Origin of the sequence: Rhodopseudomonas sp. P1, assembly GCF_039642825.1 — a bacterium.
GTDB classification, from domain to species: Bacteria; Pseudomonadota; Alphaproteobacteria; order Rhizobiales; family Xanthobacteraceae; genus Rhodopseudomonas; species Rhodopseudomonas palustris_H.
This window is the reverse complement of sequence record NZ_CP088006.1, coordinates 4,910,457-4,930,450: the sequence shown is the minus strand read 5'-3', so window position 1 is coordinate 4,930,450 and position 19,994 is coordinate 4,910,457. Positions and strand designations below refer to the sequence as shown.

Annotated in this window: 13 protein-coding genes; 9 read left to right on the top strand and 4 right to left on the bottom strand. The window is 67.3% G+C overall.

The window, feature by feature from the left end:
* The first annotated feature begins 204 nt into the window (after nt 1–204).
* Nucleotides 205–3,432 carry an autotransporter domain-containing protein gene (locus LRC39_RS22780; protein ID WP_346295727.1) on the top strand — a complete coding sequence of 1,076 codons (3,228 nt, stop codon included), beginning with the start codon at nt 205–207 and terminating at the stop codon, nt 3,430–3,432.
* Nucleotides 3,433–3,447: 15 nt separating this feature from the next.
* On the opposite strand, the gene LRC39_RS22775 is transcribed toward LRC39_RS22780, so the two are convergent.
* The 4 genes from LRC39_RS22775 to LRC39_RS22760 all read right to left on the bottom strand — a co-directional run bounded on the left by LRC39_RS22775 (nt 3,448) and on the right by LRC39_RS22760 (nt 10,022).
* Nucleotides 3,448–4,413: a small ribosomal subunit Rsm22 family protein gene (locus LRC39_RS22775; protein WP_346295726.1), complete on the bottom strand. Its 966-nt coding sequence runs from the start codon at nt 4,411–4,413 to the stop codon at nt 3,448–3,450.
* A 232-nt stretch (nt 4,414–4,645) separates the two neighbouring features.
* Nucleotides 4,646–8,110 (bottom strand): chromosome segregation protein SMC, encoded by a 3,465-nt coding sequence (gene smc, locus LRC39_RS22770; RefSeq protein WP_346295725.1) that lies wholly within the window; start codon nt 8,108–8,110, stop codon nt 4,646–4,648.
* Between the two features lie 614 nt (nt 8,111–8,724).
* Nucleotides 8,725–9,399 (bottom strand): DsbA family protein, encoded by a 675-nt coding sequence (locus tag LRC39_RS22765; protein WP_346295724.1) that lies wholly within the window; start codon nt 9,397–9,399, stop codon nt 8,725–8,727.
* Nucleotides 9,400–9,542: 143 nt separating this feature from the next.
* Nucleotides 9,543–10,022 carry a DUF721 domain-containing protein gene (locus LRC39_RS22760; RefSeq protein ID WP_263989760.1) on the bottom strand — a complete coding sequence of 160 codons (480 nt, stop codon included), beginning with the start codon at nt 10,020–10,022 and terminating at the stop codon, nt 9,543–9,545.
* Between the two features lie 28 nt (nt 10,023–10,050).
* On the opposite strand from LRC39_RS22760, the gene mutY reads away from it, so the two are divergent.
* From mutY to LRC39_RS22720, 8 genes are all read left to right on the top strand, one after another.
* Nucleotides 10,051–11,178 (top strand): A/G-specific adenine glycosylase, encoded by a 1,128-nt coding sequence (gene mutY, locus LRC39_RS22755; RefSeq protein WP_346295723.1) that lies wholly within the window; start codon nt 10,051–10,053, stop codon nt 11,176–11,178.
* Between the two features lie 176 nt (nt 11,179–11,354).
* A complete protein-coding gene (locus tag LRC39_RS22750; RefSeq protein ID WP_346295722.1) occupies nt 11,355–11,888 on the top strand; it encodes a PAS domain-containing protein in 534 nt (177 codons plus the stop codon).
* Between the two features lie 10 nt (nt 11,889–11,898).
* Nucleotides 11,899–13,173, top strand: a complete 1,275-nt coding sequence (locus LRC39_RS22745) for a methyl-accepting chemotaxis protein (protein ID WP_346295721.1) — start codon at nt 11,899–11,901, stop codon at nt 13,171–13,173.
* Between the two features lie 167 nt (nt 13,174–13,340).
* Complete coding sequence (locus tag LRC39_RS22740; RefSeq protein WP_107346051.1) at nt 13,341–13,877, top strand: PAS domain-containing protein; 537 nt, start codon at nt 13,341–13,343, stop codon at nt 13,875–13,877.
* Nucleotides 13,840–15,162, top strand: coding sequence for a methyl-accepting chemotaxis protein (locus LRC39_RS22735; RefSeq protein ID WP_346295720.1), 1,323 nt, complete (start codon nt 13,840–13,842; stop codon nt 15,160–15,162). The genes LRC39_RS22740 and LRC39_RS22735 overlap by 38 nt, the downstream gene beginning before the upstream one ends.
* Before the next feature lie 306 nt (nt 15,163–15,468).
* Nucleotides 15,469–16,575: an efflux RND transporter periplasmic adaptor subunit gene (locus LRC39_RS22730; RefSeq protein WP_107346049.1), complete on the top strand. Its 1,107-nt coding sequence runs from the start codon at nt 15,469–15,471 to the stop codon at nt 16,573–16,575.
* A complete protein-coding gene (locus LRC39_RS22725) occupies nt 16,576–19,665 on the top strand; it encodes an efflux RND transporter permease subunit (RefSeq protein ID WP_346295719.1) in 3,090 nt (1,029 codons plus the stop codon).
* Nucleotides 19,662–19,967, top strand: coding sequence for a DUF3240 family protein (locus tag LRC39_RS22720; protein WP_346295718.1), 306 nt, complete (start codon nt 19,662–19,664; stop codon nt 19,965–19,967). The genes LRC39_RS22725 and LRC39_RS22720 overlap by 4 nt, the downstream gene beginning before the upstream one ends.
* The last annotated feature ends 27 nt before the right edge of the window (nt 19,968–19,994 follow it).

The following is a 19,994-nucleotide window of genomic DNA, read 5'->3' as shown; positions in this document are numbered from 1 at the left end:
CGCTGGTGTCGGTGCGAATGTTCAATCCACTCGGCGTTGCGCGCGACGGCGTGTATCGACGTCAGCTACAACTCATGATCCATATTTTCGTTGCCGATGAGCATCAGTGCGATGCGCAGCATCCTGCCGGCCGGCGAGTCGTCCAAACGTCATCCCGCTGTCAATTGCCGAACCTAGGAGTGCCCCCAGTTTGGGGGTGGGTCGATGTTGAAGTGGCGTGCCGGCGCGAGCTGGATGGTCTTTGCGTGTCTGGGTGTAGTCTCTGTTTCGCTGCCGGCTGGCGCCGCTTCGTTCGACGTCTCTTCTGGAGCCACCGACACCACCGCCAAGACCGTCACCGGCACCGATACCGGCACCGTCGAGTCCGGCGGAACGCTGAACGTCAGCGGCACCGCCATCACCTTCACCGGTCCGGCGGCCGGCGTGGTCATCAACAACTCTGGCACGATCTCCTCTAGCAATCGCGGCATCGACACCTCGGGTGCCAATCCGCCGCGCAGCCTGACGCTGAACAATTTCGCCGGCGCGCTGATTTCGACGGTCGACGATGCCTTCCGGCTGAACACCTCGATCGGCAACGGCATGGTGGTGATCAACAACTCCGGCACCATCGTCTCCAACACCGGCCAGGTGTTCGACTTCGCCAGCAACAGCTCGGCGACCGGCACGGTGCAGATCAACAACAATGCCGGCGGCATCATCCGGGCGCTCGGTAACGACGCGATCCGGCCGGGCTCTGGCAGCACGACCATCACCAATGCGGGGCTGATCGATGCGACCACCACGGCCAATCGTGCAATCAATCTGAATATCAGCAACCTCGGCACCGTCACCGCATTCACGGTGATCAACACCTCGACCGGCACGATCCAGTCGCAGGATGACGCGATCCGCGTCACCGCGAGCACGCTGGCGACCACCGGCAGCTTCACCGTCGACAACGCCGGCACCATCACGTCGACCGGCACCGGCCAGGCGATCGATTTCAACGATCTCACCTCCGGCACCATCCAGATCATCAACCGCGCTACCGGCGTGATCCGCTCGACGTCGGCCGACGCGGTGCGGCCCGGCGAGGGCGCCACTGTCACCAATTACGGCCTGATCTATTCGGACGGTGCGGTCGGCAGCAGCAACGACGGCATCGACTTCCAGAGTCATTCGGGCACGGTGATCAACAAGTCCGGCGGCACCATCTCGGGCTTCCGCCACGGCATCACCACCGATGCCAATGTCACCGTCACCAACGAGGCCGGCGCCACCATCATCGGCCGCAACGGCTCCGGCGTCGGCTCCGACGGCACCGGCACGGTCGTCAACTACGGCCGCATTACCGGCGCCTATAACGGCAGCGGCACGGGCGACGGCGACGGCGTCGATGTCGATTTCGCCGCCACCGTCACCAATTACGGCATCATCGAAGGCACCGGTGCGGGCGGTTACGATTCCGGCGGCCGGCTCAACAACAGCGAAGGCCTGTCGATCGGCGGCGGCACCATCACCAATTTCGGCACCATCTCGGGCGCGTCCTACGGCATCGTCGTCAACAACGATTCCAACCCCGACGGCAGCCGCAGCGGCGTCGCGGCGACCACGATCACAAACAACGCCGGCGCCACCATCATCGGCCAGAACGGCTTCGCGATCCGGCTGGAGAACAAGACCGGCACCGCCGCCGACAACGACACCATCGTCAATGCCGGCACAATTATCGGCAACGGCGCGATCCCCGATCCGAACGCCGTGGTGCTGCTGCAGAACGGCACGCCCGACACCGGCTCGGTCGGCACCCTCGATGGCGTCACTTACACCGGCACCGGCTCGGCGCGCTTCATCCGCGGCGACGGCTCGGCGATCCAGATGGGCGAGGGCAACGACGTCCTCACCAACTCCGGCACCATCATCGGCAACAACGGTCGCGCCGTGAACATGGAAGGCGGCAACGACACCGTCAACATTCTGCCGGGCTCGCGGATCGTCGGTCTGGTCAATGGCGGCGCCGGCACCGATACGCTGAACTACTACAAGGTCGGCCTGTCCGACGCCAAGCGGGCGCAGCTCACGGCCGGCCAGACCGTGAATATCGGCGGCACGCTGTACACCTCGTTCGAGGTGGCGAACGCCTTCGCGCCGTCGTTCTCGGCCTTCGCCAGCCCGTCGAAGCCCGGCAGCGCCGGGCCGGCCTGGCTGTTCGACAACCTCTCCAACAGCGTCGCGGCGAGCGCCGATGCGCAGACCATGATCGACCGCGTGGCGAGCGCGGCCGATGTCGGCGCGGCGCTGTCGCAGCTTTCGCCGGCTTCGTATCAGGCGCTCGGCCGGATGACGCTGGCCTCGGTGTCGCAGACCGGCACGCTGATCGATCAGCGGATGATGCAGACCAGGTTCGGCGGCGGCAGCGATCTCGGCGGCGCCGGCGCGGCGCTGGCGATGGCCGATGCCGGCCTGTTCGGCACCTCCGGCTCGCCGATGGAGCGGACGCTGGCCTCGCTCGGCGCCTGGAACATGCGCGATGCGCTCACCGCTTCCGGCTGGGGCGCCAATGCGGATGCGCTGGCCTATGCGCCGATCACCAAGGCGCCGCCGCTGCGCGCGGAGGTCGATCCGGGTTTCGGCGTGTTCGTCGGCTCCAGCCTCAGCAGTTCGCGCGAAGGCGCGCGTCCCGACGTCAGCGCGACCCGCTCGACCACCGCCAGCGTCGTCGCCGGCGCCGACTGGCGCGTCTCCGACCGCTGGGTGGTCGGCGCGTTCGGCGGCTACGCACTGACCAGCGGCGATCTGGATTCGCTCGGCAGCACAACCAAGATCACCAGCCGCAGCATCGGCGGCTATGGCAGCTATCGGGCGCCGGCGTGGTACGCCAACCTCCTCGGTTTCTATGGCTGGGACGGCTACGACAACCGCCGCGTCGCGCTCGGCAGCGCCAACAGCTCACGGTTCGACGGCAATCATTATACGGTGCGCGGCGCGATCGGCACCGACCTGCGGTTGTTAGGCGGCTTCGTGGTCACGCCGGAACTGAGCCTGCAATACACCCGCGTCACCACCGATGCGTTCACCGAAACCGGCGGCATCAGCGCGCTGAGCGTTGCGGCCGACCGCACCGAGTCGCTGCGGTCCGGCACCAGCCTGCGGATCGCGCGCGATCTGCAAACGAGCAACGGCCTGCTGACGCCGGAACTGCGGCTGGCCTGGCTGCACGAATTCCGCGACGGCGTGCGCGGCATCGACGCCAACTTCGTCGAGCCGACGCTGCCGGGCGTGTTCACCACCTTCACCGGCCAGGGCATCCGCGACCGCGGCGTGTTCGGCACCGGCGTCACCGGTCGGCTCGGGCAGGCGACGTTGGTATCGATCGGTTACGATGCGATCGTCGGCAGCAGCGACTCCGTCACCCACCTCGTCACCGGCAAGGTCAAGGTCGCGTTCTGATCAATCGGCCTGGGCTTAGAGCGTGTCGCCCCAGTCGAGGCGCCGGAACCGCGCATAGGCCGGCTTGTCGCGGCGCGCGGCGACGGCGAGCTCGAGCGTGCCGGCCGGCGTGCAGAGTTTGGCGGTGATCGCCGCTTTGGTCTGCTCAGGCTGCGCCAGCACTCGTGCGGGCCGCTCCGGCAATGCGGCACGAGTCAGCGCCACGTAGCTGAACTTCTCGTCTTCGAACGGCACGTCGGCGGCCTTGAGCTGCAGATGCAGCTTCGAGCGCGGCAGCCGCTGCACGAAGTGGCACCAGTCCGGCGCGCTCACCGGACAGGCGGACTCATGCGGGCACGGCGCGATCACGCGCGCGCCCTGGGCGATCAGCCGGTCGCGCAGGTCGAGGATGCGCTGATACCCGGCGGGCGTGCCGGGCTCGACCACGAGCAGCGTATCGGTGGTCTTGCGCCACAGCGCGTCGGCGAAGGTTGCCCGGGCGGCGTCGGAGAGCTCGTTGATGACGTAGCTGGCGATCACCAGCGCAGCCTCCGGCGCGTCGGCCAGCGCCTTGCCGGCGTCACCGAGCCGGTAGTCGATCGCGGGCAGGCGAGTCGCTTCGGCGAGGTGTAGCGCCAGCTTGCGCAGCGCCGGATTGGCGTCGAGCAGGGTGAAGCGTTGCAGCGTCTCGAATGCTTGAGCCGCGGCCCAGCTCGCGGTGCCGGGGCCGGCACCGACGTCGAGCAGCGTCGCCGGCGCGAAGCCGGGGCGGATCGCAGACAGCGCGTTGAGACAGGCGATCACCGCCGCGTAGGTCGCCGGCATCCGCGCGCCCGCATAGGCCAGTGCGTCGGCTTCGCTGCTGATCGGCGCCGAGGTGCCGCCGCCGCGATAGGTCAGCGAAATCCGCTCCGCCCGCGCCGCCGCGTCGGCCCGCGCGAGGCCATGCAGCTTGTGCTCCAGCGCGGCTTTGAGGTCTGCGGGGAGGGATGGGGGGATCATGCCTGACATGCCTTACCCTCCCCTGGAGGGGGAGGGTCGCTCGCGCAGCGAGCGGGGTGGGGTGGCGAAGAGTTCATCCGCCATGCTTGCGGCTCACCCCACCCCGTCACACGTCCCGCTCCGCGGGCCGCGTGCCGACCCTCCCCCTCCAGGGGAGGGTGAAGCGAGAGCCGGAGTAATGGGCCCGAGGGCTTGCATCTGCGATTGCCCTCCCCAGCAGGGGCAGGGGAAATCACGCCACGTTCTGATCCAGAATGTCCACCGCGCCCTGGAGGTCGACGGAGACCAGCTGGGAGACGCCGCGTTCGGCCATGGTGACGCCGAACAGGCGGTTCATGCGGGCCATGGTGATCGGGTTGTGGGTGATGGTGATGAACCGGGTTTCCGTGGTCTTCGCCATGTCGGTGAGCAGGTCGCAGAACCGTTCGACGTTGTGGTCGTCGAGCGGCGCGTCGACTTCGTCCAGCACGCAGATCGGCGACGGGTTGGTCAAGAACACCGCGAAGATCAGCGCCATCGCGGTCAGCGCCTGCTCGCCGCCCGAGAGTAGCGACAGCGACTGCGGCTTCTTGCCCGGCGGCTTGGCGATGATGTCGAGACCGGCTTCGAGCGGATCGTCGCTTTCGATCAGCTTCAGCTCGGCTTCGCCGCCGCCGAACAGCGTGGTGAACAGCCGCTTGAAGTGACCGTTGACGACGTCGAACGAGGCGAGCAGCCGCTCGCGGGCTTCCTTGTTCAGGCTCTGGATGCCGGTGCGCAGCTTCTTGATCGCCTCGACCAGATCGTCACGCTCGGCCGCCAGCGTGCCGTGCTGGGTCTCGACCTCGTTAAGTTCTTCTTCGGCGCGCAGGTTGACGGCGCCGAGCCGCTCGCGGTCGCGGCGCAGCTTGTCCAAGCTCTCTTCGATCTCGGCGAGCGGGGGCAGCTCGGCGCCCTCGGTGATCTCGGCGAGCTGGGCGGCGGCCTGCGGCTCGACCTCGAGCATGTCGCGGATTTCGCGCTCGACGTCTTCGAGCCGGCGGCGGGCCGCTTCCATCCGCTCCTCGGCGCGGGCGCAGGCTTCGCGGGCGCTGGAGAGCTGTTCGAGCGAGGTTTTCGCCAGGCGGTCGGTTTCGCTCATCGCCTGTTCGGCGGCTGCCAGCGCGTCGGCGGCGGCGCGGCGATCGGCTTCGGCGAATTCGATCTCGGTGATCACCGCGCTGCGCTTCTCGGCGAATACTTCCGGTGCGTTGTCGAGTTCGGCGCGTTCGGCGGTGAGTTCGGCGACGCGCTCTTCGACGGTGGCGATCTGCGACGCCGCGCCGGCCTTGCGCTTCTGCCAGTCCATCCGCTCGGCGGCGATCGCCTGCAGCCGCTTGTCGGCGAGCTCGGCTTCGCGCGCCAGCGCCTGGGCTTCGGCGCGGATCTGCGCGGCGATGCGGCGGCGGCCGTCGATGTCGCCGCGCACCGCGGCGAGACGGGCTTCGGCCTCGGTGTTCGGCTCCAGCTCGGCGATCTGCGCCTCGGCATTCTCCAGCGCGGCTTCGGCTTCGGCGCGGTCGGTGGCGAGGCGCGACTGCGCTTCGGCCAGCGCCGACTTGCGCGCGGCGTGGCGGTTGACCTCGCGCTCGGCAGCGGAGAAGCGCTCGCGCGCGGCGTCGACTTCGCGGCGGGCGCCGCGCAGGCTCTCGCGCGAGGCGGTCTCGGCGGCGGCCGCCATCTTCAATTCGGCTTCGGCAGTCTCCAGCGCCTGGCGCTTGGCGGCGGCGTCGATCCGGGCCTGTTCGAGTTCGTTCTCGATGTCGGTCAGCCGGGCGCGTTCGGCGAGACGGCGGGCGGCGCCGGTAGGTGCATGGGCGGAGGCGACGAAGCCGTCCCAGCGCCAGACGTCGCCGTCGAGAGACACCAGCCGCTGGCCGGTCTTGAGCTGTTCGCACAGCTCATTGCCGCGCTCCTTGGTGACGACGCCGATCTGAGCGAGGCGGCGCGCCAGCTCCGGCGGCGCGGTGACGTGCTGCGCCAGCGCCTCGACGCCTTCCGGCAGCGCCGGATCTTCCGGCTGCACGCCGACATCGGTCCAGCGCATCGGCGCCGACGGATCGACCGGTGCGTCGAGATCGTCGCCGAGCACGGCGCCGATCGCCTTTTCATAGCCCTTGGCGACGGTGATGCCGTCGATGATCGGCGGCCACAGATTCTTGGTCTCGCCGTTGAGGATCTTGCTGATCGTCTTGGCTTCGGTCTCGAGCCGCTGCACCTTCTTATCAGCTTCGACCAGCGGCGCCCGCGAGCCGTCCAGCGTCTGCCGCGCGGCGATCTGTGCGGCTTCGGCGGCCTGCACCGCGGCTTCCTGCTCGGCCAGCAGCTCCTGGGCGATCTCGACCGCTTCGGCGAGTTCGGTGAGATCGCCGGCGCCGGAGGTCTCGGCGGACAGCCGGTCGATTTCGCTCTCGACGTTCTTGATCTCGGTATCGAGCCGCGCCAGCCGGTCGCGATGGGTGCGGACGCTCTGCTCGAACTGGTTGCGCCGCGCGGTGAGTTCGGCGAGCTGGGTGGTGAGTTCGGCGAACAGCTGCTCGGCTTCGCTCAGCGAGGCATCGGCTTCGGCGACGCGCTCGTCGACGCCGCTGCGCTTCTCGACCCGCTCCAGGATCTCCTCGCGCAGCTCGACGTCTTCGGTGTCGAGCCGTTCCAGCGCGGCGTCGGCATCGATCGCCAGCCGCTGCTCGCGTTCGACGTCGGAAGAAAATTGCGCCAGCCGCCGCTCCAGTTCAACCACGCGCTCCTTGGCGCGGACCTCTTCGCGGTCGAGCTGTTCGCGGGCGTTGATCAGCCGCTGCAGGCCTGCGGCGGCGCGGGCTTCGGCCTCGCGCAGGCTCGGCAAAATCGAGGCGCGGTCGGCCTGGATGCGCGAGGCTTCGGCCTGCACGCGGGTGCATTCGGCGAGCTGGCGCACGCCGAGATCATGCACCTCGGCGGCGGCGCCGACTTCGGCCTGCGCGTCGCGCCAGCGCATATGATACAGCATCGCCTCGGTCTTGCGGACCTTGGCTGCGACTTCGCGGAACCGGATCGCCTGGCGCGCCTGCTTCTTCAGGCCGTCGACCTGGGTCGACAGCTGGCCGATCACGTCCTCAACGCGGGTCAGGTTGGTTTCGGCCGCTTTCAGCCGCAGCTCGGCTTCGTGGCGGCGGGCGTGCAGGCCGGCAACGCCGGCGGCGTCTTCCAGCACGCGGCGGCGCTGTTCCGGTTTGGCCTGGATGATTTCACCGATCTTGCCCTGGTGGACCAGCGCCGGCGACCGGGCGCCGGTGGCGGCGTCGGCGAACAGCAATTGCACGTCGCGGGCGCGGACTTCGCGGCCGTTGATGCGATACACCGAGCCGGCCTCGCGCTCGATCCGGCGCGAGATGTCCAGGGTGTCGGAATCGTTCAGCGCGGCCGGCGCGGTGCGATCGGAATTGTCGATCGACATCACCACTTCGGCATGGTTGCGCGCCGGTCGGTTGCCGGAGCCGGCGAAGATCACCGCGTCCATGTCGGTCGCGCGCAGCGATTTGTGCGAGGTTTCGCCCATCGCCCAGCGCAGCGCTTCCACCAGATTGGACTTGCCGCAGCCGTTCGGCCCGACCACGCCGGTCAGACCCGGCTCGATCATGAAGTCAGTGGGCTCGACGAACGACTTGAAGCCGTGGAGGCGGAGACGCGTGAGTTTCATCTGGTCCGATGCTCTATGGGCCGCAGGTTCCCGCGGCTGTAGCGAATCTCTCAAGCCGGACGATACCATAGGTTGTCCCGCCCGGTCGCAACTCGCTCGCAGCCGGCAGCAGCGTTAGCCGGCGACAATGGCCGCCGATTAAGGCATGAGCAACCACGCCAGCGGGCTTTTCCACGGCGGGATTCGCCGAAAAAGCGCGATAAATCTGGGGATTTCGGAGTGGCGCCGACTGGGGCGGTCGCAACCAGGTATTGCCCATTCCCTGAAGGGCTTGCCGGTTCAACGTCCGTCATTCCGGATTGCGCGCCGTTGCGCGCAATCCGGAATCCATACGCTGTGCGCTCTCGGTTGCGATGATGCGCGGAACGGGGTTCTCGGTCCATCATGAACGCGGTGGTTATGGATTCCGGGCTCGCGCTGCGCGCGCCCCGGAATGACGAACGAGAGGGATTCACCCTCGTCATGCGCGGGCTTGACCCGCGCATCCATCGCGCGTCAGCGCGCTAACTGGAAGGCCGTCTTACGAAGGAGATCGATTGCCGGGTCAAGCCCGGCAATGACGGTAGTGAAGGGATCGCGCGCAGTGCCGGCACAAGGTAGAGAACGCCCGCGCCTCAGCTCTTTTTCGCCAGCAGGGCGTCGATGCGCTTGGCGAATTCGTCGAACGAGTTCTCGCCGCGCAGCATTTCGCCGTTGATGAAGAAGGTCGGAGTGGCGTTCACCTTCAGCACTTCGTTGGCGTACTTCTGGTCGGCGGCGATCTTGTCGAGCAGCTTCTGGTCCTTCAGGCAGGCTTCCACCTCTTCGCCCGACAGGCCGGCCTGCTTGCCGATGCGCTTGAGCTGTTCGGTAGTGTCTTTCAGCACCCACTCGGTCTGGCTCTTGAACAGCACGTCGGTGACCGCGAAGTACTTGGCGGAATCCTCCTTGGCGATGCAGCGCGACAGCATTGAGCCGGCGGCGGCCTTGATGTCGAGCGGGAACTCCCGGAACACGTAGCGGATCTTGCCGGTGTCGATGTAGGCCTTCTTGATCTGCGGATAGACCTGCTCGTTGAACGCGGCGCAGTGCGAGCAGGTCAGCGAGGCATATTCGGTCACGGTGACGGCGGCGTCCTTCGGGCCGAGCGCCATGTCGGGCAGCGACATCGGCTTGGCGACGTCGGCGGCCGCCGCGGCTTCCTTGCTCTGCGCGAAGGCCGAATCGATCAGCCGGAACGGCGAGACGCCGACGACGGCGAACACGCCGGTCAGCGACAAGGCGGCGGTAAAAGTGCGGCGCGTGATCATCGGCAAACAGCTCCAGTTCGGCGGGACACGCCGCGGACAACGACACGTCAGCGGCGCTTGGGCCGCACGACCTTGGGATTGTCGCTAGCTTGAAACAACAATTGTGGCAATGCCGGGCCTGAACACCGCCAAAACCGCCGGCGTCACTTCCGCTTGATCGTCGCGCCGAGCCGCGCCAGCGCGTCGCGTAGCTCCTGATCGGCGACCTGGTCGAGCGTCGCGGCGACGCGGGCGACCGCTGCCGGATCGGGACCGGGCGGCACGGTCTTGCGCGGCCGGCGCGACAGCGGCGCCTGGCGCAGCGCGATCCGCCCGACCGCATTCCAGCCGAGGAAGCGGTTGACCCGTTCCAGGATCAGGTCGGAAGAATGCTGGATCTCCAGCGCCATCGGGCCTTCGACCCGCAGCACCAGCGTCGCCGGTTCTACCGGCTGTCCGTCGACCGGGCGCGGCCACTGCATCTTCAGCGGTTCGGAATGCGCGGCGATCTGAGGCCCGGCGATCTCGGCCCAGCGCGTCACCAGCTCGCGCGCCGCAAAGCCCTGTTTGGCGAACGCTTCGGACAGCGTTGCGCCCAACAGGCCGGACAGTGGCTTGGCGGTGATCGGGCCGGGCTTGCTCATGCAGGGACGCTTTGCGACGATACCGCTCATGAGTCTAGCAGGCGCGGCGCCGCGGCGGAAACAATCCCCGGTCATCACAGCAGAGCACGACCCGGCCGACGCTTCGTTGCGTGCGCGGCCCGCCGCGCTGCTCGCCTGGTACGACCGGCATCGCCGCAGCCTGCCGTGGCGGGCGCTGCCCGGCGCGACTTCCGATCCTTACGCGGTGTGGCTGTCGGAGATCATGCTGCAGCAGACCACGGTGCGGGCGGTCGGGCCGTATTTCGACAAGTTCATGGCGCGGTGGCCGACGGTGACGGCGCTGGGCGAAGCCTCGCTCGACGACGTGCTGAAGATGTGGGCCGGGCTCGGCTACTACTCGCGCGCCCGCAATCTGCACGCCTGCGCAGTGGCGGTGACGCGCCAGCATGGCGGTCGCTTTCCGGATACGGAGGAGGGGCTGCGCGCGCTGCCCGGCGTCGGGCCCTACACTGCAGCCGCCATCGCCGCGATCGCGTTCAGCCGGCGGACGATGCCGGTCGACGGCAATATCGAGCGGGTGGTGTCGCGGCTCTACGCGGTCGAGGACGAACTGCCGAAGGCCAAGCCGCGCATCAAGGCGCTGGCCGAGACGCTGCTCGGCCCGTCGCGCGCCGGCGACAGCGCCCAGGCGCTGATGGATCTCGGCGCCACCATCTGCACGCCGAAGAAGCCGGCCTGCGCGCTGTGCCCGCTGATGGAAGGCTGTGCCGCAAGGCTGCGCGGCGACGCCGAGAGCTTCCCGCGCAAGGCGCCGAAGAAGACCGGGGTGCTGCGCCGCGGCGCCGCCTTCGTGGTGATCCGCGGCGACCAGGTGCTGGTCCGCAGCCGCCCCGCCAAGGGCCTGCTCGGCGGCATGACCGAGGTGCCGAATTCCGACTGGCTGCCCGATCAGGACGAAGCCGCCGCCAAGGCCCAGGCCCCCGCGCTGAAAGGCGTCACCCGCTGGCACCGCAAAGCCGGCGTCGTCAGCCATGTCTTCACGCACTTCCCGCTGGAGCTGACCGTGTATGTGGCGCATGCCTCGGCCGGCACCCGAGCCCCCGCCGGCATGCGCTGGATGCAGATCTCGACGCTGTCAGACGAAGCTTTGCCCAATCTGATGCGCAAGGTGATCGCCCATGGCCTCGGCGATTGAGGCAATTAAATACCTTTTTATGTGTTGTCGTCGCTCAAGGTTGCCCAGAAACGGTATTCGAATGGCGCTTTCGGCGATGGTTTGAACTTTAGTAGTTCACCTTTGGTGGAATAAACTCATTCGCAAGAGTTCTGCGAATAACGAGCAGGCGCAAATGAGTTCCATCGAGGTCATCTATGCGCCACGTCACGCCCAGCGGACGGGAGGCCTTCTTCCCAGCTTCTGAATTGATCGTCTCCAAGACCGACACCAAAGGGCGGCTGACCTATGCCAACCGCCTGTTCTGCGATGTCGCCGGCTACAGCGAGGCGGAGCTGATCGGCCAGCCGCACAACGTCATCCGCCATCCCGATATGCCGCGCGCGGTGTTCAAGCTGATGTGGGATGCCGTGCAGCAGGGCCGCGAAATCTTCGCCTATGTGAAGAACATGACGCGCAACGGCGACCACTATTGGGTGTTCGCGCACGTCACGCCCTCGTTCGACGGTGCGGGGCGGATCGTCGGCTATCACTCCAACCGGCGCGCGCCGGATCGCGGCGTGCTCGAAGGCGCGATCATCCCGCTCTACGCCGAAATCCTCCGCACCGAGCGCAGCCACCGCAACGCCAAAGACGCGTTGTCCGCAGGCTCGCGCGCGCTGTCCGATTTTGTCGCTTCCCAGAAGGCCTCCTATGACGAACTTATGTTCTCTCTCAAGAGCGCGGCTTAACGTCGCCGGATTGATCGTCGCCGCGGGCGCGGCGGTGGTGTGCGGCGTGTTCGAGTACTACGTCACCGCGATGGCGATCCAAGGCGTCGTGATGGTGTTCGCCGGGCTGGCGCTGTTCCGCATCAGCCAGACGCGGCGACTGCTCGGCGAGGCCAGCGACGTCTGCCGCCGCATTGCCGACGGCGATTTCGAAGCGCGAATCCTCGGCATTCCGGATGACGGCCGCACCGGCACGCTGCTGCGCGCCATCAACGACATGATCGACGATTGCGACGCCTTCGTTCGCGAGGCGACCGCGGCGATGACCGCGATGCATCACAACAAGTACTTCCGCCGTATCCTGCCGGGCGGGTTGCACGGTGCGCTGCTGCACGGCGCCGGCGCCATCAATACGGCCGCCGAAAACATCGAGCGGCGGATCAAGAGCTTCGAAGGCCGCACCGCGGAGCTGGAGGCGACCACGAGCGCGATCGTCACCGCGCTCGACCAAGGCTCGGCCGAGATGAAAGACACCGCCGGCACGCTGACGGTCGGCGCGTCCTCGGCACGCGAACAGCTGGCTTCGGTCGCGGCGGCGTCCGAACAGGCCGCGGCCAATATGCAGTCGGTCGCCTCGGCGACGTCGGAGCTGACGTCGAGCGCCAGCGGCGTACGTGCCGAAATCGATCGCTCCGCCGAGATCGTGGCGCGGGCGGTGAGTAGCGTCGGCGAAGCCACCGGCAATGTCGATGCGCTGAAACAGGTCGCCAACAACATCGGCGAGATGGTCAAGGCGATCGAAGCGATCGCCAGCCAGACTAACCTGCTGGCGCTCAACGCCACGATCGAAGCGGCGCGCGCCGGCGATGCCGGCCGCGGCTTCGCCGTGGTGGCACATGAAGTGAAGGCGTTGGCGTCGCAGACCGCGCAGTTCACCGGCGAGATCGAAGCGCAGGTCGGCCAGGTTCACGGCGCGGCCGGCGCGGTCAGCAGCTCGATCGGTGAGATCGGCACCGTCATCGCGGAGATCGACAGCATCACCCGTCAGGTGGCCGGTGCAGCAGGCGCGCAGTCGCAATCGACCGCCGAGATCGCACGCAATATCGATGAGGCGTTCGCGGTGGTGCGCGAGATCTCCGAAACGATCCACGTGCTCGCCGGCAATGCCGAAGACAACGAACGCGCGGCGGCGTCGACGATGACGACCTCGGCGCAGTTGTCTTCGCAATCGGAGCAGCTTGCTCAGCAGATCAACGGCTATCTCGGCCAGGTCCGCAAGGAACTGGTGGAACAACGAGCCGCATGACCTCAGCGAGGCCGGCGAACTGATCGTCGGCCTCGCCAGGTTCCATCAAAGAGCTTCGTACGAATACGTGTTTGGCCCATCGGCGTGACGTGAGGCGTAGGCTTTAAGACAAATTCAAACCCCTGAACTTACCTAAAACAGAGGCGTGCCCTCCGAGGAGAAAGGCGATGGCTGTCGAAATCCGCCCGACCGGCAAGGAAGTGTTCTTTCCGGCGGGTGAGCTGATCGTCTCCAAAACCGATCTGAAGGGCCGCATCACTTACGCCAACAGCACGTTCTGCCACATCGCCGGCTACAGCGAGGCGGAACTGCTTGGCCAGCCGCATAGCATCATCCGTCATCCCGACATGCCGCGCGCTGTGTTCCGTCTGGTGTGGGACACCATCGCGGCCGGCCGCGAGATCTTCGGCTACGTCAAGAACATGGCGCGCAGCGGTGACCATTATTGGGTGTTCGCGCATATCACCCCGTCGTTCGACCAGCACGGCAACATCGTCGCCTATCACTCCAATCGTCGCACGCCGGATCCGAGCGTGGTCGCCAACGCGATCGCGCCGCTCTACGCCGAGGTGCTGCGGGTCGAGCAGGGTCACGCCAACGGCAAGCAGGCGGTCGAGGCCGGCCTCAAGGCGCTGACCGATTTCGTCGCCTCCAAGAAAGTCAGCTATGACGAACTTATGTTCGCTCTCCAAAGCGCAGCTTAACCTCGCCGTCATCATCGTCGCATCGTTGATCGCGCTGGCGCTGGAGGCGCTGGACTATCGTGCGGCGGCGATGACGATCCAGGGCTTTGCGATTTTGGCGAGCTGTCTGGCGCTGTATCGCATGGTGCAGACCACGCGCCTGATCAGTCAGGCCCGCGAGGTCTGCCTGCGAATTGCCGCCGGCGACTTCGAAGCCCGCATCCTGCGGATTCCCGACAATGGCCGCACCGGCGATATGCTGCGCGCCGTCAACGACGTGATCGACGGCTGCGACGCCTTTGTGCGCGAGGCGACCGCGGCGATGGATGCGGTGCAGCACCGCCGTTACTTCCGCCGCATCCTGCCCGGCGGTTTGCACGGCGCGCTGCTGCGCGGCGCCAAGACCATCAACGCCGCCACCGACAGTATCGAGCAGCGGATCAACACGTTCGCCCAACAGGCGGAGCAGCTCGAAAACGCGGTCTCCGGCGTGGTGTCCTCGCTCGACGAAGATTCCCGCGGCATGCGTGACACCGCCGGCAGCCTGACCAGCGGCGCCTCGCTCACCCGCGAGCGCCTGACCACGGTCGCGGCGTCGGCCGAGCACGCCAGCAGCAACATGCGCAGCGTCGCCGCCGCCACTACCGAACTGTCGGCGAGCGCCCGCGAGGTCGGCGCCGAGATCGGCCGCTCCGCCGAAGTGGTCGGCCGCGCGGTGAGCCGGGTGTCGGAAGCGTCGGCCAACGTCGCCAGCCTGCGCAGCGTCGCCGAACGGATCTCCGAAGTGGTGAAGTCGATTGAAGTGATCGCCGGCCAGACCAACCTGCTGGCGCTGAATGCCACCATCGAAGCGGCGCGCGCCGGCGAGGCCGGTCGCGGCTTCGCGGTGGTGGCCGCCGAAGTGAAGGCGCTGGCTGAGCAGACCGCGAAGTTCACCGGCGAGATCGAGGCCCAGGTCGAGCACGTCCACAGCGCCGCCGACCTCGTCAGCCGCTCGATCGGCGAGATCGGCTCGGTGATGAGCGAAGTCGATGACATTACAGCCGCTGTCGCCGGCGCCGCCGAAGCGCAATCGGCCGCCACGGCCGATATCGCCAAGAACATCGAGCTGGCCTACGACGTGGTCAGCGAGATCACCGGCAGCATCCAGACCGTCACCGAGAGTGCCCGCGACACCGAGCAATACGCCGCCTCGACCATGACGGCCTCGACCGATTTGTCGTCGCAGTCGGAAATGCTGGCGCACCGGATCCGCGACTATCTCGCCCGGGTTCGAGCCGACATGCTGGCCCAGCGCGCGGCCTGAAGGTCCGGCGACCAGTCATTCGTCATTGCGAGGAGGCGAAGCCGACGAAGCAATCCAGGAACGCCGTGGGCTGCCTCCTGGATCGCTTCGCTGCGCTCGCGATGACGTCGTGGGGCAGTCTGGAGCTTGCTGAGAATCACTGGCAGTTAGCTTCTGCCGGCGCATACCGACCGTTGACGCTGGCGGCGGATGGGCCTGTCAGCAACCTGTCAGGCGCGGTAGCATAGGAAAGCAGCTTGTTGCGGCGGCTGCGGGGAGCCGGCGCGTCCGGCATCCCAGGCCGGCACAGGTGCCAGTGACAGACCCATGCTCCGCCTTTCGACGATTCCGACTTTGCTGATGGCCGCTGTGCTGGCTTGCGCGACTGCGCATGCCGGCGACGAGCTGTCGATTTCCAAGCAGCAGGCCGAGCGGGTCGGGATCGAGACCTCGCCGCTGGAGAAGCAGCCTGCCGCGGCCGGCCTCAGCTTCCCGGGCAAGATCGCGGTGCCGCCGGATCGCAGCCGGCTGATGAACGCGCCGCTCGGCGGCCGGATCGAGCGGCTGCTGGTGCGCACCGATTCAGTCGTGAAGGCCGGCGATCTGCTGGCCGAAATCCAGAGCCCGGCGCTCGCCAATGCCCAGGCCGAATATCTGGTCGCCTACAATAAAGAGCGGCTGCTCAAGACCAATCTAGACCGCGAGGAGCAGCTTGCACCTTATGGGGCCGTGACCAAGAAGCAGGTCATCGTCACCCAGAGCGAATACGAACAGGCCCGCGCGACCGCTGCCGAGCGCCGCCAGGCGCTGCTGCATTACGGCATGACCGAAGCGGCGGTCGACAAGCTGGCGGCGAGCCAGAAGCTCGACCCCAGGCTGACGCTGATCGCGCCGATCGATGGCGTGGTGCTGGAAAGCCCGACCACGCCCGGCCAAACCGTCGAGGCGCTGGCTTTGGTGTTCAAGCTGGTGCAGCTCGCGCCGCTGTGGGCCGAAATTCAGGTGCCGGCGTTGCGGGCGGAGGATTTCGCGGTTGGCGCCCGCGTCACGCTGCGCGGCCATGATTGCATCGGCAAGGTAGTGTCGATCGGCTCCAGCGTCGAGCCGACCTCGCAGACGGTGATCGTTCGCGCCCAGTTCGACGAGCCCGATACCGACCTGCGGCCCGGCCAGGTGGTCGAAGCGCAGATCGCCCCGATCACCAGCGGTTCGGCCGAATGGCGCGTGCACAGCGGCGCGATGGTGCGGCGGGGCAAGGACGCCTTCGTGTTCGTGCAAACTGACAGCGGCTTCGTCGCCACGCCGGTGAAAATCCGCGAGGAGCTGCCGCAGTTTGCGGTGGTCAGCGGCAGCTTCCGCGGCGACGAGCGGATCGCGGTGCGCGGCATCGCCGCGCTGAAGGGCGCCTGGCAGGGACTCGGCGGGGTCGAGTAAATGCTGACCCGTCTCGTCGAGTTCTCGCTGTCGCATCGCCTGCTGGTGGTGCTGGCTACGCTGCTGCTGATCGGTGCCGGCGTGCTGGCGTTCCGGCATCTGCCGATCGATGCTTTCCCGGACGTCTCGCCGGTCCAGGTCAAGATCATCATGAAGGCCCCGGGGATGACGCCCGAGGAAGTCGAGACCCGGGTGACGATGCCGCTCGAGCTCGAGATGCTCGGCATCCCCAACAAGACCATCCTGCGCTCGACCACCAAATACGGCCTCGCCGACGTCACCATCGATTTCGCCGACGGCGTCGACATCTATTGGGCGCGCAATCAGGTCGCCGAACGGCTCGCGTCCGCGATGAAGGACATGCCCGACGGCCTCACCGGCGGTCTGGCGCCGATCACCACGCCGCTCGGCGAGATGTTCATGTTCACCATCGAGGGCGGCGACCTGACGATGGCCGAGCGGCGGACGCTGCTCGACTGGACCATCCGTCCGGCGCTACGCACGCTGCCCGGCGTCGCCGACGTCAATTCGCTCGGCGGCTTCGTCCGCAGCTTCGAAATCGTGCCGGACAATCTGGCGATGGCCTCGCACGGCATCACCATCGATATGCTGGAGAAGGCGATCGAGAAGAATAACCGCAACGGCGGCGCGGGCCGGCTGTCGGCCGGCGAGGAGGTGCTGCTGGTCCGGGTCGACGGTCAGGTCCGCACGCTCGATGATTTGCGCGACATCGTGCTGGCGTCGCGTGACGGCGGCATGGTGCGGGTGCGCGACGTCGCCGAAGTGCGGATCGGCAGCATCACCCGCTACGGTGCGGTGACGCGCGACGGCCAGGGCGAAGCGGTGCAGGGCCTGGTGCTCGGCCTGCGCGGCGCCAATGCGCGCGACGTGGTCGAAGGCGTTCGCGCCAAGTTCAAGGAGCTGGAGCCGACGCTGCCGAAGGGCGTGACGCTGAACGTGTTCTACGATCGCGGCGATCTGGTCGGCCGGGCCGTCGGCACGGTGTCGAAGTCGCTGCTCGAAGCCGTGGTGCTGGTGATCGTGCTGCTCATCCTGTTCCTCGGCGACTGGCGCGCCGCGCTGGTGGTGGCGCTGACGCTGCCGCTGTCGGCACTCGCCACCTTCGTGCTGATGCGCTTCGCCGGAATGTCGGCGAACCTGATGAGCCTCGGCGGCCTCGCGGTTGCGATCGGCATGCTGATCGACGCCGCGGTGGTGGTGGTCGAGAACGTCGTGTCGCATCTGGCGCATGATCGGCACGCCGCGCAGGTGCCGCTGCTGCACCGGATCTATCAGGCGCTGCGCGAAGTCGTGGTGCCGGTCACCTCGGGCATCGGCATCATCGTCATCGTGTTCCTGCCGCTGCTGACGCTGCAGGGGCTGGAAGGCAAGCTGTTCATCCCGGTGGCGCTGGCGATCGTGTTCGCGCTCGGCTCGTCGCTGCTGCTGGCGCTGACCGTGATTCCGGTGCTGGCGTCGCTGCTACTGAAGACCGCTGGTCACGGCGACACCTGGCTGGTGCGCAAGATCAGCGCCGGCTACACGCCGGTGCTGCGGTTCGCGCTGAATCACGAGAAGGCGGTACTGGCCGTGTCGGCGCTGGCGCTGGTCGCCACCGTGTTCGCCTATGCGCAGCTCGGCAAGATCTTCATGCCGACGATGGAAGAAGGCACGCCGATCATCAGCGTCGAGAAGTTGCCGTCGATCGGGCTGGAGGAGAGCGTCAATCTCGATCTCAGGATCCAGCAGGCGGTGATGGGCGCGGTGCCGGAGGTCAGGAGCATCGTGGCTCGCGTCGGCTCCGACGAACTCGGCCTCGACCCGATGGGTCTCAACCAGACCGACACCTACATCATCCTCAAGCCCGAGGCGGAGTGGCGCCGGCCGCACGACAAGGACTGGCTGATGGGCGAGCTGCGCAAGGCGCTCGCCGGCTTCCCGGGGATCGGTTTCTCGTTCACCCAGCCGATCGAGATGCGGGTGCAGGAGATGATCATCGGCGCCCGCGGCGACGTGGTGGCGAAGATTTTCGGTACCGACATCCCGACGCTCAACAGGCTGGCCGAGCAGATCACCGCGACGCTGAAGACGCTGAAGGGCGCCGAAGACGTCCGCACTACGCTCAACGAAGGCTTCGAGTACTACAATGTCGGCATCGACCGGCTGCAGGCCGGCCGGCTCGGGCTCGACGTCGATGCGCTCACCGAGGCGCTGCGCACCCAGATCGAAGGCCGTCAGGCCGGCATCGTGGTCGAAGAAGGCCGCCGTACGCCGGTGCTGATCCGCGGCACCGAGTCGCTGCGCGAGTCGCCGGCGCGGCTCGCCGGCATCAATCTGGTGCTCGCTGACGGCAAGTCGGTGCCGCTCGCCAACGTGGCCAAGCTGGAGCGGATCGACGGGCCGGTGAAGATCGACCGCGAGAACGGCAAGCGGCTGGCGCTGGTGATGAGCAACGTCTCGGGCCGCGACCTGGTCGGCTTCGTCGACGAGGCCAAGGCGGCGGTCGCCGCCAAGGTCAAGCTGCCGGAAGGCTACAGCATCGTCTGGGGCGGCCAGTTCGAGAACCAGCAGCGCGCCGCCGCTCGGCTCGGCGTCGTGGTGCCGATTGCGTTGGCTCTGGTGTTCCTGTTGCTGTTCGTCACCTTCTCGTCGCTGCGGCAGTCGCTGCTGGTGTTCATCAATATCCCGTTCGCGCTGATCGGCGGCGTGTTCAGCCTGCTGATCACCGGCGAATATTTGTCGGTGCCGGCCTCGGTCGGTTTTATCGCGCTGCTCGGCATCGCGGTGCTGAACGGTCTGGTGCTGGTTTCGTATTTCAACATGCTGCGCAGCCAGGGTCTGCCGCCGGATCAGATCGTTGAGATCGGTGCGCAGCGGCGGCTGCGGCCGATCCTGCTCACCGCAAGTATCACCGCGTTCGGCCTGGTGCCGCTGCTCTACGCCACCGGCCCGGGCGCCGACGTGCAGCGGCCGCTGGCGGTGGTGGTGATCGGCGGCCTCGTCACCTCGACGCTGCTGACGCTGGTGATCCTGCCGGTGCTGTATCGCCGCTTCGGGATTCCGCCGAAACCGTCGGAGGCCCAGCCATGAGTGCGATGGTGCTGACCCTGCTGGTGCCGGTGGCGCTGAAGGAGGATGTGATCGCCGCGATGCTGTCACACGAGCCGACCGCGCGGGCAGGTTTCACGGCGCGGGAGGTCGAAGGTTATGGCCGCGATGTCGACTACGACAGCGTGGTCGAACAGGTCCGCGGTCACACGCTGTCGGTCGAGATCGTCGTCACCGCCGACGACGCTGACTTGCGCGGGCTACTCGACACGATCGGCGACGAATTTGGCGGTCGCGGTCTGCGCTGGCGGATCGTGCCGGCGCCTGCTGTCGGGACGCTGTAGGCGAGCAGGCCGCAGGTTCCGCATCTA